The organism is Methylobacterium sp. PvP105, assembly GCF_017876975.1.
Classification (GTDB): domain Bacteria; phylum Pseudomonadota; class Alphaproteobacteria; order Rhizobiales; family Beijerinckiaceae; genus Methylobacterium; species Methylobacterium radiotolerans.
This window is the reverse complement of record NZ_JAGIPA010000001.1, coordinates 3536963-3551910: the sequence shown is the minus strand read 5'-3', so window position 1 is coordinate 3551910 and position 14948 is coordinate 3536963. Positions and strand designations below refer to the sequence as shown.

Sequence of the window (14948 nt, the reverse complement as noted above, 5' to 3'; positions counted from 1 at the left end):
CGCCGAGTTCAGGACCGGCGCGGAGCGCGTAGTGTCAGCCACGGCCCTCCCTGTCCTCGCGTTCCGGCACCTCCGGGCGCTGCGCGGCGGTCCGCAGCGGGCTGCCCTGACGGTCTTCGCGATCCGCGTCGGCTCGGCCGGTTTCGCCTACGGCGCCCAGGTGCTCGCGGCGCGGCTGATGGGCTGGGACGCCTACGGGATCTTCGCGTCGGTCTGGGTCTGGACCGCGATGCTCGGCCACACCCTGACCCTCGGCCTGTCGCAGGGCGCCTGCCGGTTCGTGCCGGGCGACCAGGCGCAGGGCGACCTCGACCTCGCGCGGGGCTACATCCGGGCCGGCGCCCTGGTGACCGGCGGCGCCGCGCTCGCCGTCGCCTGCCTCGGCGCGGCGCTGCTCGCGCTCGAGCCCGACCTGTTCGCCCCAGCCTACCGGGCACCGATCGTGGTCGCACTCTGCGTGATGCCGCTGTTCGCGCTCCAGGATTACCTCGAGGGCGTGGCGCGCAGCCAGAACTGGGTCGGGCTCGCCATCGCGCCGCCCTACCTCCTGCGCCAGACCCTGATGATGGCCTGCATGGTCGCGGCGATCCTGCTCGGCGCGCCGCCCCGGGCCGAGGTCGCGATGGCCTGCATGCTGATCGCCGCCGCCGTGGCGACCGCCCTGCAGGCCGGCCTGCTCGCCGCCCGGCTCCGGCGGGACCTGCCGCCCGGGCCGCACCGCTACCGGTGGCGCACGTGGCTCGGCACGGGCCTGCCGATCGCCGCGATCGACCTCGCCAATGCCGGCTTCACCTTCGTCGACGTGGTCGTGCTCGGCGCCCTGGTGAGTCCGGCGGAGGTCGGGGTCTACTTCGCGGCGACGCGCATCCAGCAGTTCGTCGTGTTCGTCCACTACGCGGTCAGCGCGGCGACGCTCCAGCGCTACAGCGCCGCCCAGGCGCGGGCCAACCGCTTCCTCCTCGCCGAACTGGTCCGGCGCCAGGGCCGCCTGACGGCGGCCGCGACGCTCGTGGTCGGCGGCGCGATCCTGGCCGTCAGCCCCCTGCTGCTGGCCATGTTCGGACCGGGGCTCGGCGACAGCGTCCCGATCCTGTGCATCCTGATCGCCGGCAGCGTCGGGGCGAGCCTGTTCGGTCCGGGCGAGGATCTCCTGACCATGCTGGGCGGAGAGCGGCTCTGCGCCGGCCTCACGGCGGGGAGCCTCCTCGCCGCCGCCGGCCTGTGCCTCGCCCTGGTCCCGGCCCTCGGGACCCTCGGCGCGGCCGTGGCGGTGGCGGTGGCGAGCGTGGGCCGGGCCGGCCTCCTGGCGCGGGCCGCGGGGCGGATCCACGGGCTGCCGACGCCGGTCTGGGCCGCCGGGACCGTCCGATGATCCCGGCGAGCCCCCCCCGCGCGCCGTCCGGAGGCGCGATCACCCTCGGCGACGCGCCGGAGCCGGAGGCCTGGGACGCGCTGGTCGCGGCGAGCGCCGCGCCGCACCCGCATTTCTCGCGGCACGTCATCGAGGCCCATCGGGCCGCCGGGCTGCTGCCGGCGGCCCTCCGCTACGTCACGGTCCGCGAGGGCGGCCGGCTGGTCGCGCTGCTGCCGTACCGGACGGCCCGGGACCTGTCGGGACTCGGTGGCCGGATCCTGCGGCCCTTCCTCTCGCCCTACGTGACCGCCACGGCGCCCCTGATCGCCGACGGCCCGGACCGGGCCGCCCACGCGCTTGCCCTGGTGGCCGGCCTCGAAGCCGCCGCCGGCGGATCCGCCTGGCGCTGGCCGCTGCTGCCGACCGGGGAGGGCGCCGTGCCGGAGATGCTGGCGGCGATGCGCGCGCGCGGCTGGGCCATCGGCACGGTGGCGGGCTTCGACCGCCCGGTCATGGACCGGCGCGCCGATCACGCGGCGTTCCTCGCCGATCACCCCGATCGGGCGCGGTTCAAGGATCTGCGCCGCCGGGCGCGCCGCCTGGCGGAGGCCGGAACCGTCGCCCACGCGTGCGCCACGGCCGGCGCCGACCTCGCCCGCCTCGTGACTTCCTTCCTCGACCTGGAGCGCGCCGGGTGGAAGGGGCGGGCCGGCACCGCCATGGCCTGCCGGCCCGAGAGCGCCGCGCTGGCCCGGGCGCTGTTCACAGCGGCTCCGGGTCCGGTCGGCGTCCGGGCCGACGCGCTGACCCTCGACGGCCGGCCGGTCGCCGTCAGCCTCGCCCTGGTCCACGGCGGCACCGCGACCCTGCTGAAGACCGCCTACGACGAGGACCTGCGCAGCCACGCCCCGGGCCTGCTGCTGGAAGCCGAGATCGTGCGCGCCTGCCACGAGACCGCCTTCGCCGACCGGCTCGACTCGGCGACGTCGGAGGGATCGGCCCTGGAAGGTCTCTACCGCGACCGGGTTCCGGTCGCCGAGATCATCGCCGTCCCGCCCGGTCGGCAGGTGATCGCGCTGGAGCGGCGCCTCCGGCTCGCACGGTTCGAGCGGGACGCGCGGGCGGCCGCGAGGCGGGCCCTGCGGCGGCGCTAGCGCCGTTCCCGACCGCATCGCGACGGTTTGGAAGGACGCGATTCCGGTCGCGGCAGACGCGCCGCGCGCCATCTCTCCCGTGCGGGAGACGGGACCCGCGCCCCGCTCGGCACCGGACCGACCATCGCCCCCGCCGCGATCCGAGCGGAAGCGGCACTAGCGGCCCCGGTACGGACCGTCGCCCTGCACCTGGTCGTAGACGCCTTGGCCAGTCCGGGCACGGTAGGCGCGACCCGCGATCGCGCCTGGGGTCGGCGGCGTGCCGGGCTGGGCGAAGCTCGTCTCCGGCCGGTAGGCCGGCCCCCAGCCGATCTCCTCGTCGCCGGCGGGATCCTTGCCCGGGAAGCCGGTGACGTAGCCCGTGCTCTGCGCGAGGGCGGGTCCGGCGGCGAGCCCGAGCAGGAGCGCCAGGGCGCAGCGGTACGTTGTTCTGGATCGCATCGGCCGTATTCTCCACCTCCGGTCCGCCGAGCGGACCACCTGCGGAGCAAACCCGGGTCCGGACCGGAGGGTTTTCCGGCGTGTACTCATGCCGCGGGAGAGACGGTGAGGGGGCTGCTAGGGATACCGGCAGCCGGCGCGGGGCGCGCGATGATCGCGGAGGCGGGCATCATGGACGATTGGAAGGCGGGGCTCCGGGCGGAGATGCGGGCCATCGACATCGCCACGGGCGACGCAGCCTCGGCGCAGCTGCCGGACCTGCTGCGACGCCTCAGCCGCCATCAGGCCGGCCTCGGCGGCAACCCGATCCTGTCGCTCTACCGGCGCTGGCGCATCCGGCGCCTCGCGCGCGCTGTCGCCGATGCGCGCTGGCACGCGGAACAGGGGCGTCTCGCACGCCGCGGCGGGCTCGATCCGCGACCCTGAGCGGCTCTGCTCAGGGTTCCGCTCAGGCGACGGCGGTGCGGCCCGCCGCGGTCCGGCCCGCCCGCGGCGCCTCGCGCGTCGGCGACGCGGAACCGGCCGTCGCAGGATTGGCTGACGCGGCCGGAACGTGGGCGTCCGGACGCTCGGCCGGCGTGGCCGGCAGCCGCACGAGCACGATGGTGCCCACCGTCTCCTCGGAGCGGATTCGGAGCGAGCCGCCGTGCAGCTCGACCATCGAGCGGGTGATGGCGAGGCCGAGGCCCGAACCCTTGTGGCAGCGGGTCATCTGTCGCTCGACCTGCGTGAAGGGCCGGCCAAGGCGGGCGAGGTCGGTGCGCGGGATGCCGATGCCGTTGTCCTCGATGTAGAGGTGTGTGCAGGCGCCGGCGCGGCGGCCGCGGACCGCGACGCGGCCGCCGGCCGGCGTGAACTTCACGGCGTTCTGCACGAGATTGGCGAGGATCTGCCCGATCGCCTGCGGGTCGGCCAGCAGCTCGAGCCCCGGCACGACGTCGACGCTGACGGTGATCGCCTTCTCGCGGGCGGCCGCCTCGACGGGCGCGAGGGCCGCGCTGACGGCGGTCTCGGCGGAGATCGCCCGCGGGCTCAGGCGCACGCGCCGGGCCTCGAGCCGGGCCATGTCGAGGATGTCGTCGATCATGGACAGCAGGTGCGAACCGCTCTCGCGGATGTCGCGGCAGTACTCGGTGTAGCGCGGGGTGCCGAGCGGGCCGAGCACGGCGTTCTCCATCACGTCGGCGAAGCCGATGATGGCGTTGAGCGGCGTGCGTAGCTCGTGGCTCATATTGGCCAGGAACTCGGCCTTGGCCTGGTTGGCCGCCTCGGCGGCCGCCTTCTGGTCGAGGTAGCGCTCGGCGAGGTCCGCGAGCTGCTGGGTCTGGAGCTCGAGGGTGCGGCGGGACCGTTTGAGGTCCTTCACGGTCTCGATGAGCTCGCGCTCGGAGGCGAGGAGCTGTTCCTGATTCCGCTTCAGGCTGGTGATGTCGGTCCCGACCGAGACGTAACCCCCGTCCTTGGTGCGCCGCTCGCTGATCTGCAGCCAGCGGCCGTCGCTGAGCTCGGCCTCGAAGGTGCGGGCCGCCATGCCGGTCAGCGCCATCCCGGCCTCGGGCGATTCCCGCCGGACCTGGGGCAGCACGCCGCGGCCCATGACGTCGGTGTAGCTCCGGCCGGCCTGCGCATCCTCGGGGCTCAGCGCGTGGAGGTGGCGGAACTTCGAATTGCACAGGACCAGGCGGTTGCCGGTATCCCAGAGCACGAAGGCCTCCGAGATCGCCTCGACGGCGTCGCGCAGACGCATGTCGGCCGCGGCGTTGGTCTCCTCCAGGGCCCGCTGCTCGCTGATGTCGTTGGCGATGCCGACGAGGTGGCGGCCGCCGTCGGCGGCGTCGGCCACGACCTCGGCGCGGGCGCGCAACCAGACATAGGCCCCGTCGGCGCCGCGCATGCGGAAGGCGTGGTCGACATGCGTCTGGTTGGCCGCGAGCCCCCGGGCGAGGCTGTACAGGTCGCCGTCGTCGGGATGGACGAGGCCGTTGACGTCCCCGAACGAGAGGTACTCGTGCTGCCGCCTGTAGCCGAGAAGGGTGTACATCGAATCCGACCAGTAGATCCGGCCGCGCGCGATGTCCCAGTCCCACAGTCCGCAGGCGCCCCGGCGCAGGGCGGTCTCCAGGCGACCGCGGATCTGCTCGCGGGCGCGGTCGGCGCGGGCGGCTTGGCGGGTCTGGAGGCCGTAGGCGAGCCCGACGCCGACGATGACGATCGCGGCGGCGGCGATCAGGACGATCTGGTCGCGGGTGCGCGCGCTCCAGCCGCGCAGCAGCGGCTCGACGGGCTGGAGCACCGCCACCTGTCCCGCGCCGCCGGGCAGGCTGTGCATGGCGGCGAGCACGCTCTCGCCGCCGGGAAGTTCGAGGGCCATGGCGCCGGCGCGCTCGCCGAGGCCGGAGAGCGGCTCGCTGTCGCCGAGCACCGCCGCGAGGGTCGTCCGGTCGGCGGGCAGCGGCGGATGAGCGGCGACGATCCGGGTATCGGGGCGGACCACCAGCAGGCGGCGGCCGGGATGCCGCTCGCTCTCGGGCATCAGGGCGCGCAGGTCCTCGGCCACGGTGCCGGCCGGACCCACCGCCCGGGCGGCCAGCCGGGCGAAGCCCTCGACCTCGGCCTTCGCGCCCGCCAGGATCTCGGCCCGCTGGCCCTGGATGTGGAGCGCGGCCAGCCCGACGAGACAGGCCAGGAACACCGCGAGCGTTCCCGGCACGGCGTAGCGCAGCCAGCGCTCGGCTTGGCCGAGACGCGGGTCCGGGCTCCGCATGGGCCAGGAGATCGTGAGACTCGAATCCGCACGCGCGGAGAAGGAAGCGGAAGCCGCCTCCGGCATGGCCGAACCTCGCCCGTGGGAACTGTGATCCGGTGCGGGCACCCGGCCCCCGAAGGCCCCCCGAATCTGACTGAATACAATCACTTCGGGGGGCAGTTTGTCCACGGATTTTTTACCATAAGGGCTTGACGAAAGCCGGGTGTTGCCCGGCCGCCCGAGAATCGATTTCTACCGCAGGTTCAGACGCTTAGCCGTCTCCGAGGGTGCGCGCGAGGATGTCGGCCGTGTCCCGGGAAAGCCCCGGGATCGCCTTGATCCCATTCAGCATTTCGACCGCTCTGGCGCCGCGTGATTTTTCCAGCCGGCGCCAGGATCCGAAGGCCGTGAGGAGCCTCGCGGCAACCTGTGGGTTGGTCGAATCGAGCGCCGCGACCGTGTCGGTCACGCGGGCGAACCCCGCCCCGTCGCGCCGGGCGAACTGGGTCGGATTGCCGAACGCGAAGCTCCCGATCAGCGCCCGCACGCGGTTCGGGTTGGTCATGGTGAAGGCCGGGTGTTCCTGCAGCCGCGCGATCCGGTCGAGGGTGCCGGGCTCCGGGATCTGGGCCTGGATGGCGAACCACTTGTCGAGGACGAGGGGCTCGTCGGCGTAGCGGGCCGCGAACGCCGCGAAGGCGGCCTCGCGGGTCTCCCCCGGGATCAGCGCCAGCGTGCCGAGGGCGGCGAGCCGGTCGGTCATGTTGGTGGCCTCGGCCAGGCGCTCGGCGGCGCGGGCGGCGCCCGCCCGGGGATCGCCGGCGGCGATCAGGTCGAGGGCCGCGTTGCGGAGCGACCGGCGTCCCGCCGAGGCGGCGTCGGGGCTGTAGGGCGCGCCGGCCTCCGGCGCGAGCGCCGCGTCGATCGATTCGAGTCGCGGCCGCAGGGCCTGGCCGAGACGCGCCCGCAGGTCGAACCGCGCGCGGTGGATCGCGTCGGGATCGACGTCGGCCGGGACCGCGTCGGCGGCCTCGCCCTCGCTCGGCAGCGCCAGGACCAGGGCGGCGAAGGCCGGGTCGGCCAGGGCCTCGGCGTCGAGGAACCGGCCGAGGGCCGCGGCGAAAGCCTCGATCCGGTCGGCGTCGGGCTCGAGGATCAGCCGCAATGCCACGTCCTGCGCGGCCTGCCAGCGGTTGAACGGATCGCTGTCCTGCGCGAGGAGCCGCATCCGCTCCGCGTCGGTCAGGGTGAGGTCGAGCCGCACCGGCGCCGAGAAGTCGCGCAGGAGCGAGGGGACCGGCTCCTCGGCGACCGCGTCGAACACGATCTCGGCCTCCGGGCGGTCGAGAACGTAGACGCCGTCCCGGACGTCCGGGCAGGTCGCGCCGTCCAGCGGCCCGGACGCCCCGACGAGACCGAGGGCCACGGGGATCACCAGGGGCGGCCCGTCGGGCTCCGCGCTCCCGCCGGGCAGGCTCTGGGCGAACCGGAGCGTGTAGCGCGCGGCGGCCGGATCGTACGCGGTCGTGACGGCGAGGCGGGGCGTGCCGGGACGCTCGTACCAGCGGGCGAAGGCGTCGAGACCGCGCCCGGTCACCGCCGCGAAGGCGGCGAGGAAGTCCTCCACGGTGGCGGCGCGCCCGTCATTGTCGGCGTAGTACCGGTCCATGCCGGCCCGGAAGGCCTCGGGACCGATCAGCGTCCGCAGCATCCGGACGATCTCGGCACCCTTGTCGTAGACGGTCGCCGTGTAGAAGTTGTTGATCTCGGCATAGGCCCGCGGCCGCACCGGGTGCCGCAGCGGCCCGGCATCCTCGGGGAACTGGCGCGCCCGCAGGGAGCGCACCTCGGCGATGCGGTGCACCGGCCGGGAGCGCATGTCGGAGGAGAATTCCTGGTCGCGGAAGACCGTGAGCCCTTCCTTCAGGCAGAGCTGGAACCAGTCCCGGCACGTGACGCGGTTGCCGGACCAGTTGTGGAAGTACTCGTGGGCGATGATCGCCTCGATGGCGGCGTAGTCGCCGTCTGTCGCGGTCTCGGGACTCGCCAGGACGTATTTGTCGTTGAAGATGTTGAGACCCTTGTTCTCCATGGCGCCCATGTTGAAGTCGGACACCGCGACGACGTTGAACACGTCGAGGTCGTAGGCGCGGCCGAAGGCGGTCTCGTCCCAGGCCATGGAGCGGATGACGGCGTCGAGGGCGTAGCCCGCCCGATCTTCCTTGCCGGGCTCGACGTAGACCGCGCAGGTGACGGGGCGGCCCTCCATCGTGGTGAAGCGCGTCTCGACCTTCCCGAGCCGGCCGCCCACGAGGGCGAACAGGTAGGCGGGCTTCGGGTGGGGATCGTGCCAGATCGCGAAGTGGCGGTCCGGCCCGGCCTCGCCGGTCTCGACGGGATTGCCGTTGCCGAGCAGGACCGGCGCGTCGGCCCGGTCGGCCTCGATGCGCGTGGTGTAGACCGACAACACGTCCGGCCGATCGAGGAAGTATGTGATCCGCCGGAAACCGTCGGCCTCGCACTGGGTGCAGTAGACGCCGTTCGACCGGTAGAGGCCCATCAGCTTCGTGTTGGCGGTCGGGTCCACCTCCGTGACGAGACGCAGCGCGAAGGGCCGCCGCGGCGGATCGCGGAGGATGAGGCCGGACGGCGTCGCCGCGTAGGCGTCGGGCGGCAGCGGCGCGCCGTCGAGTTCGGCCGAGACCAGGCGGAGATCGTCGCCGTCGAGAGTGAGCGGCGCCGCCGGCACACCGGCCGGGTTCGGCCGCAGCGTCAGCGTCGCGTCGATGCGGGTCGCGTGCGGATCGAGACGGATGTCGAGGTCGACGCGATCGATCAGGTAGTCGCTGGGCCGGTATTCCTCGAGGCGGATCAGCGGCGGCGTCTCGGTGCGCATTCGGCTCACTCCGGGTGCGGGACGAGCCCGTTCTGGTCCCTCGGAGCGCGCGGCGCAACGATCGGAGCCGTCGAAGCGGCGCGGGTGGGGCGGTCTTCGGTCGGCTCAGAGCCCCGGGGCGTGGCGGCCCTCCGCGAGGAGAGGGCGATCGAGGCCGATCCTGTCGAGCGCGGCGGACAGGCAGCCCCGGACGAACGGCTCGGCCCAGCGCATGACGGCGAAGCTCGTGAGAAGCATGGCGCAGCAGGCGACCACGAGCGCCGCGTGGGGCGGAACCCCGGCGCCGACGAGGCGATGGATCAGGGCGGCACCGTCGACGTTGTGCAGGAGGTAGAGCGGGTAGGTCATCAGCCCGAGCCGCCGGGCCAGCGCGCAGCCCCGCTCGCCGAGCCGCGCGCGGAGCCACGCGTTGCCGCGCACGCTGGCGACGATCATCAGGACGCAGGCCGCGAAGACGAGGCGCGGGAGGAGCGGAGACTCGCTCCGGCTCATCTGGAACAGGAACGACTCGGCCGCGTCGCCGATCTCGATGAGTGTCCCGACCGCGCAGGCGGCGATCACGCAGAGGCGTCCAGCCGTCGGGCCCTTGACCAGCGACAGCCACAGGAAGACGCCGAGCGCGAAGAAGCAGCCGTGGCGCAGGAGCGTCAGCTCGGCCACGCGGCTCGCCGCGACGGTGCCGAGACTCGGCACAGCCAGGGTCGCGACCCAGAAGAGAGTGCTGGCTCCGCCGACCGCCGCGCAGACCGGGCCGACGCTCCGGAATCGCCCGAGCCGCAGCAGCGCGAAGACGAGCGCGTAGAACGCGATCTCCACGCCGAGGGTCCAGTAGACCCCGTCCAGCCACGGCTCGACCGGAACGAACAGCACGCAGTCGAGATAGGCCCGCAGCACGTGCGGGACGGATCCCATGCGGCCGATGGCGAGCGAGACGAGGGCGGTGAGCGTGGCGCAGATCCAGACCGCGGGCACGAGGCGCAGGAGGCGGCTGCGCAGGAAGGCGCGCGCGGTCGCATGCTCGGCCGAGTAGGCGATCACGAAGCCCGAGATGACGAAGAACAGCTCGACCCCGATCCATCCGAACCACGTCCAGGCGAACAGGCCGGGGTAGGCCGCGGCGGAGTCGAAGGCGCGCCCGGCCGTCGAGAGCGGCGCCTGCCAAGCGTAGGCGCCAAGATGAAACGTCATGACCAGCATTGCGGCGATAAATCGCGCCGCATCGAGACCGATCATCTGTGCATCATGCCTGCCGCGCCGAGAATTCTGGGTTATCATCGCGGGCTCCGACGTTCGAAACCGCTCTCATCATCCCACCGAATAGATCGAATCCGTCGCGGCGGGGCTACATCTTGCTGAGTAAGACGCGCACCATCGTTCGGCTTAAGGATCTCTCCACCGACGGATCCGGAGAGTGCGGCCGGGCCGATCAGAAACAGACGGCCGTCCGGCGGCTGCCTCCGGGGCCTGCCGCCGAAGCGGCAACGTGGGCTCGACAGATCCCGATCCGCGCGAACGCCCGGGCCGTTTTGTCCCGAGTCTGCACCGGGCGGCCTTCTCACCGCGGGAGTGGCCGCTAGCTAGCGGGACGAGTCAGCCGGGGACGGGCCAGCGGTCCGTTTTCGAAGATCACAGGACAGGTCCCGATGGAATTTCTGCACACCATGGTCCGCGTCGCCGACCTCGACCGGGCGCTCGCCTTCTACGTCGACACGTTCGGCCTGAAGGAGGTGCGCCGGGTCGAGAACGAGAAGGGCCGCTTCACCCTCGTGTTCCTCGCCGCGCCCGGTGATGTCGAGCGGGCCGCGGCGACCAAGTCGCCGCTGATCGAGCTCACGTACAACTGGGATCCGGAGACCTACTCGGGCGGGCGCAATTTCGGCCATCTCGCCTATCAGGTCGACGACATCTACGGCTTCTGCGCCAGGCTGCAGGAGAAGGGCGTCACCATCAACCGGCCACCGCGCGACGGCTACATGGCCTTCGTGAAGTCGCCGGACGGCATTTCCATCGAGATCCTCCAGAAGGGCGGCGCCAAGGAGCCGCAGGAGCCGTGGAAGTCGATGGAGAACACCGGCACCTGGTAGCGGGCCCGCACCCTTGACCCGGACGGCCCCGCGGGCGCATCTGCCCGCGGATCAGCCGGCCGGGCAGCCGCTCCGGACGCGCGAGCGTTCGGGGAGGAAAGTCCGGGCTCCATGGAGAGACGGTGCCGGATAACCTCCGGCGGGGGCGACCCCAGGGACAGTGCCACAGAGAGCAGACCGCCCCGGATCCGTCCGGGGTCAGGGTGAAAGGGTGCGGTAAGAGCGCACCGCGGACGCGGCAACGCGGACGGCACGGCAAACCCCACCGGGAGCAAGACCGAATAGGGGCGGCGCGCCCTTCGCGAGAAGGGCAGGCCGGCTCTCCAGGCCAGTCGCCCGGGTTGGTTGCTCGAGGCGGTCGGCAACGATCGTCCCAGAGGAATGGCTGCCACGTCGGCGCGCGCGAGCGCTCCGGCCCTACAGAACCCGGCTTACAGGCCGGCTGATCCACCGCCCGATAAGACCTGCTTCTTCAACGCCTTATCGATCCGGCGCCCGTCCGCGGCCGCCGGGCGCGCGCCGAAAATTCCGGTGCGGCAAAAACCTTCGGTTAACCTTGCCGGGTTCAGATCGGTCCGCGCGGCAGTGCCAAGCTTGTGCGTTGACGATCCTCCGAGGCCCATGATACCCGGCATCCTCCCGTCAACGGCGTGTATCGGATCGCCGGGCGCACCCTGCCATCGCGCAGGTCCCGTCCGTGCGCGGCGTGTTGCGCGCTCAGCATCCGGTGCCGTTCCCGTCACGCGCGCCGCGCTCGCGCGGCCCGGCACAGGGCACCATGAGACGCACGAGCCGCATCCGCGCCCGGATTTCCGGGACGCGCCGACAATCCGCCCGTCCTCGCGCGCCGCGCCGCGCCGCCCCCCTGAGGCGGTCATGAGCCGGCGCCGCCCCGCTCCCGAGAGTTCGCCCCGTCACGACGGCGCCGATGCGCCGCCCGAGCCGCACGTGCCCGTCCTCCTCGCGGAGGTCGTTGAGGCGCTCGGCACCGAGGGCGGGACCGCGGTCGACGGCACGTTCGGTGCCGGCGGCTACACCCGCGCGCTGCTCGCGGCCGATCCGGCCCTGCAGGTCGTCGCGATCGATCGCGACCCCACGGCGATCGCGGGCGGGCAGGCGCTCGTCGCCGAGTCCGGCGGGCGCCTGCGCCTCCTGCCCGGCCGCTTCGGCGACCTCGACGGCCTCCTCGCGGAGGCCGGTATCGCGCAGGTCGACCGGGTCGTCCTCGATATCGGGGTCTCGTCGATGCAGCTCGACGCGCCGGAGCGGGGCTTCTCGTTCCGCAGCGACGGCCCCCTCGACATGCGCATGGCCTGCGACGGGCCGAGCGCCGCCGACCTCGTGAACGAGGCCGACGAGACCGTTCTGGCCGACATCATCTACCATTTCGGCGAGGAGCGGCGCTCGCGGGCGGTCGCGCGGACGATCCTCGAGGCGCGCCGCCGGGGGCGGATCGAGACCACCGCGCAGCTGGCCGAGCTCGTCGCCGGCGTGGTGCGGACCGAGCCCGGCAGCCACATCCACCCGGCGACGCGGACCTTCCAGGGCCTGCGGATCGCCGTCAACGACGAGCTCGGCGAGCTGGTCCGTGCCCTGCACGCGGCCGAGCGCGTGCTCAGGCCCGGCGGCCGGCTCGCCGTCGTGACGTTCCACTCGCTCGAGGATCGGATCGTCAAGCAGTTCTTCGCGGCGCGCAGCGGCCGCTCAGCGCAGGGCTCGCGCCATCTGCCCGGCGGCCCCGTCGAGACCGTCCGCAGCTTCCGCCCCGTCACCAAGGGTCCGGTCCTGCCGGGCGAGGCCGAGACTGCCCGGAACCCGCGCGCCCGCTCGGCCAAGCTCCGGGCCGCGGAGCGCACCGAATCCGACGTTCCCGAACCGCTGGCCGCGCTGACCGCGCTGGCGAGCCTGCCCGACGCGGCCCGAGGCCATCGCCGATGATCCGCCTCCTGAACCTGCTGGCGGTGGCCGGCCTCGTCGCCTCGGCGATCTACGCCTACTCGATCAAGTACGACACGCTCTACCAGGGCGGCCAGGTCTCGAAGCTGCAGACGGCCCTGCACAAGGAGCGGCAGGCGATCGCCGTGCTGCGCGCCGAGTGGCAGCTCCTGACGCGGCCGGATCGCCTCCAGGCGGCCGTCGACAAGCACCTCGCCCTGGAGCCGATCGGCACCAGCCACTTGGCGCGCCTCTCGGACCTGCCCGCCCGGCCGGAGCGCGGGGACGAGATCGGCCGCCTGCTCGCCGCCACGGCGACGCCCAAGGACAAGGGTGCGATCGAGCCGCGCACGACCGGTTCGATCACCCGCACCGTCACCACGACCCGCACCCCGACGACGGCTTCGAGGTAAATCCCCGTGTCCGATGACGCCGACCAGACCCTAGACCCGGCGGTCGAGCCCGCCGTGTCGGACCACGAGGCGGCGCTGCTCGAAGCCGCCGCGCTGGCGCATGCCGCCGGCGCGCCACGCCCCCTGGAAGAGGAGGCGCGCGTGCCCGAGCCGCGCGCCGAGCGCGCCAAGGCGCTCCTGCGCAGCATGTTCCGGCTGGCGATCGAGCGCTCGCATATGCGCGTCGCGATGGTCGGGTTGGTCTTCGTCGGCGTGTTCGGGACGATCTCGGCCAAACTCCTGATGATGGCGATCTTCGGGGAGCCGCCCAGCCAGGAGCACCGGGTCGCGGCGGCGTCCTCGACCGCCTTCCGGCCCGACATCATCGACCGCAACGGCGAGATCCTGGCCACCGACATCCGTACGGTCTCGGTCTTCGCCGAGCCGGGCAACATCTACGACAAGGACGAGGCGGTCGAGCTGCTCACCGCCGTCCTGCCGGAACTCAACGCGTCCGAGCTGCGCGCGAAGCTGACGCAACGCAAGGACAAGAAGGGCGCGGGCTTCGTCTGGGTGAAGCGCGAGCTCACGCCGAAGCAGCAGGCCGAGGTTCACCGGCTCGGCATCCCGGGCATCGGCTTCCTGCCCGACCACAAGCGGGTCTACCCGAACGGCGTCGCCGCCGCCCACATCCTGGGCGCGACGAACCTCGACGGCGTCGGCATCGCCGGCATGGAGAAATACATCGACTCCACCGGCCTGCAGGCCCTCAACAGCTTCGGGCTGATCAACAAGCAGGCCGACCTGAAGCCGGTGCAGCTGTCGATCGACCTGCGGGCGCAGTTCGCCGTGCGCGACGAGCTGGCCTGGGGCATCGACCACTTCAAGGCCAAGGCCGGCGCCTCGATGATCCTCGACGTGAAGACCGGCGAAGTCATCGCCCTCGTCTCCATGCCGGATTTCGACCCGAACGATCCGAAGGACGCGCTCTCGCCCGACCGGATCAACCGGATGAATGTCGGCGTCTACGAGATGGGCTCGACCTTCAAGGCGATGACCCTCGCCATGGCGCTCGATTCGGGCAAGTACAACGTCAACTCGACCTTCGACACCCGGGGCGGCGTGCTGAACTGGGGCCGGCAGAAGATCCACGAGTACCACGGCACCAACCGCGTCATCACCATGCCGGAGGTCTTCACGCACTCCTCCAACATCGGCTCCGCCAAGATGGCGCTCGGCGTGGGCGTGCCCGGCCACAAGGCCTTCCTGAAGAAGATGGGCCTGCTCGACCGGCTGCGCACCGAGCTGCCCGAGAGCGCGGCGCCGATCGTCCCGTCGCGCTGGACCGAGATCAACACCATCACCATCGCGTTCGGCCACGGCATCGCGGTGGCGCCGATCCAGGCGGCGGCCGCGGTGGCGGCCATCGCCAACGGCGGCGACCTGATGACGCCGACCTTCCTCAAGACGACGCCCGAGGCGGCGAAGGCCCGCGCCGCGCACGTGCTCTCCGGCCAGACCTCCGAGGCGATGCGCTACATCATGCGGCTCAACGCCTCCGAGGGGTCGGCCAAGAAGGCGGCGATCCCGTACTACTTCGTCGGCGGCAAGACCGGCACCGCCGAGAAGGTCATCGGCGGCCGCTACATCCACAACCGCCTGTTCACGACCTTCATGGCGGCCGCGCCGATGAACGATCCGAAGTACCTGTTCGTCACGATCATGGACGAGCCGCAGGGCCTGCCGGAATCGGGCGGCTACGCCACGGCGGCCTGGAATTCCGGCGTGGTCACCGGCAAGGTGATCGAGCGCGTGGCGCCGATCCTCGGCCTGCCGCCGCAATTCGAGCCGCCGGTGAGGCCGTTCCCGCAGATGGTCAAGCTCAACGCCTACCACGTCAACCAGCTCGGCGGCCCGTGAGATTGGATCGATGAGAGTGGATCGAT

At 72.5% G+C, this 14948-nt stretch carries 11 protein-coding genes and 1 other RNA gene; 8 read left to right on the top strand and 4 right to left on the bottom strand.

Annotation, left to right across the window (positions count from 1 at the left end):
• Positions 1-31: 31 nt before the first annotated feature.
• Together J3A75_RS17360 and J3A75_RS17355 are read left to right on the top strand one after the other, a co-directional pair.
• Positions 32-1372 (top strand): lipopolysaccharide biosynthesis protein, encoded by a 1341-nt coding sequence (locus J3A75_RS17360; protein ID WP_029360276.1) that lies wholly within the window; start codon positions 32-34, stop codon positions 1370-1372.
• On the top strand, positions 1369-2508 hold the full coding sequence (locus J3A75_RS17355; protein ID WP_029360275.1) for a GNAT family N-acetyltransferase: 1140 nt from the start codon (positions 1369-1371) through the stop codon (positions 2506-2508). The genes J3A75_RS17360 and J3A75_RS17355 overlap by 4 nt, the downstream gene beginning before the upstream one ends.
• A 156-nt stretch (positions 2509-2664) precedes the next feature.
• Here J3A75_RS17355 and J3A75_RS17350 read toward each other — a convergent pair whose 3' ends face one another.
• Positions 2665-2949: a hypothetical protein gene (locus J3A75_RS17350; protein ID WP_029360272.1), complete on the bottom strand. Its 285-nt coding sequence runs from the start codon at positions 2947-2949 to the stop codon at positions 2665-2667.
• Between the two features lie 171 nt (positions 2950-3120).
• On the opposite strand from J3A75_RS17350, the gene J3A75_RS17345 reads away from it, so the two are divergent.
• On the top strand, positions 3121-3375 hold the full coding sequence (locus J3A75_RS17345) for a hypothetical protein (protein ID WP_012319338.1): 255 nt from the start codon (positions 3121-3123) through the stop codon (positions 3373-3375).
• 22 nt (positions 3376-3397) lie between these two features.
• Here J3A75_RS17345 and J3A75_RS17340 read toward each other — a convergent pair whose 3' ends face one another.
• The 3 genes from J3A75_RS17340 to J3A75_RS17330 form a co-directional block, all read right to left on the bottom strand.
• The gene (locus J3A75_RS17340; RefSeq protein WP_070999539.1) at positions 3398-5779 is read right to left on the bottom strand and encodes a PAS domain-containing sensor histidine kinase; all 2382 of its coding nucleotides are present in this window, start codon (positions 5777-5779) and stop codon (positions 3398-3400) included.
• Positions 5780-5966: 187 nt separating this feature from the next.
• On the bottom strand, positions 5967-8591 hold the full coding sequence (gene pepN / locus J3A75_RS17335) for an aminopeptidase N (RefSeq protein ID WP_070999538.1): 2625 nt from the start codon (positions 8589-8591) through the stop codon (positions 5967-5969).
• A gap of 105 nt (positions 8592-8696) precedes the next feature.
• Positions 8697-9824 carry an acyltransferase family protein gene (locus tag J3A75_RS17330; protein ID WP_280517589.1) on the bottom strand — a complete coding sequence of 376 codons (1128 nt, stop codon included), beginning with the start codon at positions 9822-9824 and terminating at the stop codon, positions 8697-8699.
• A 410-nt stretch (positions 9825-10234) separates the two neighbouring features.
• Here J3A75_RS17330 and J3A75_RS17325 point away from each other — a divergent pair, with 410 nt between their 5' ends.
• The 5 genes from J3A75_RS17325 (at position 10235) to J3A75_RS17305 (ending at position 14922) form a co-directional block, all read left to right on the top strand.
• The gene (locus J3A75_RS17325) at positions 10235-10675 is read left to right on the top strand and encodes a VOC family protein (RefSeq protein ID WP_012319334.1); all 441 of its coding nucleotides are present in this window, start codon (positions 10235-10237) and stop codon (positions 10673-10675) included.
• Positions 10676-10726: 51 nt separating this feature from the next.
• An RNA gene (gene rnpB / locus J3A75_RS17320) (RNase P RNA component class A) lies at positions 10727-11125 on the top strand.
• A gap of 426 nt (positions 11126-11551) precedes the next feature.
• The gene (gene rsmH, locus J3A75_RS17315; RefSeq protein ID WP_012319333.1) at positions 11552-12613 is read left to right on the top strand and encodes a 16S rRNA (cytosine(1402)-N(4))-methyltransferase RsmH; all 1062 of its coding nucleotides are present in this window, start codon (positions 11552-11554) and stop codon (positions 12611-12613) included.
• A complete protein-coding gene (locus J3A75_RS17310; RefSeq protein WP_012319332.1) occupies positions 12610-13023 on the top strand; it encodes a hypothetical protein in 414 nt (137 codons plus the stop codon). The genes rsmH and J3A75_RS17310 overlap by 4 nt, the downstream gene beginning before the upstream one ends.
• A gap of 6 nt (positions 13024-13029) precedes the next feature.
• Positions 13030-14922, top strand: coding sequence for a peptidoglycan D,D-transpeptidase FtsI family protein (locus J3A75_RS17305; protein ID WP_024830013.1), 1893 nt, complete (start codon positions 13030-13032; stop codon positions 14920-14922).
• Positions 14923-14948: the final 26 nt, after the last annotated feature.

Bases quoted from the DNA above. Each gene is read 5' to 3' on its own strand.
- J3A75_RS17355 (WP_029360275.1), top strand. From the start codon at position 1,369: ATGATCCCGGCGAGCCCCCCCCGCGCGCCGTCCGGAGGCGCGATCACC.
- J3A75_RS17350 (WP_029360272.1), bottom strand. From the start codon at position 2,949: ATGCGATCCAGAACAACGTACCGCTGCGCCCTGGCGCTCCTGCTCGGG.
- J3A75_RS17345 (WP_012319338.1), top strand. From the start codon at position 3,121: ATGGACGATTGGAAGGCGGGGCTCCGGGCGGAGATGCGGGCCATCGAC.
- J3A75_RS17340 (WP_070999539.1), bottom strand. From the start codon at position 5,779: ATGCCGGAGGCGGCTTCCGCTTCCTTCTCCGCGCGTGCGGATTCGAGT.
- pepN (WP_070999538.1), bottom strand. From the start codon at position 8,591: ATGCGCACCGAGACGCCGCCGCTGATCCGCCTCGAGGAATACCGGCCC.
- J3A75_RS17330 (WP_280517589.1), bottom strand. From the start codon at position 9,824: ATGATCGGTCTCGATGCGGCGCGATTTATCGCCGCAATGCTGGTCATG.
- J3A75_RS17325 (WP_012319334.1), top strand. From the start codon at position 10,235: ATGGAATTTCTGCACACCATGGTCCGCGTCGCCGACCTCGACCGGGCG.
- rsmH (WP_012319333.1), top strand. From the start codon at position 11,552: ATGAGCCGGCGCCGCCCCGCTCCCGAGAGTTCGCCCCGTCACGACGGC.
- J3A75_RS17310 (WP_012319332.1), top strand. From the start codon at position 12,610: ATGATCCGCCTCCTGAACCTGCTGGCGGTGGCCGGCCTCGTCGCCTCG.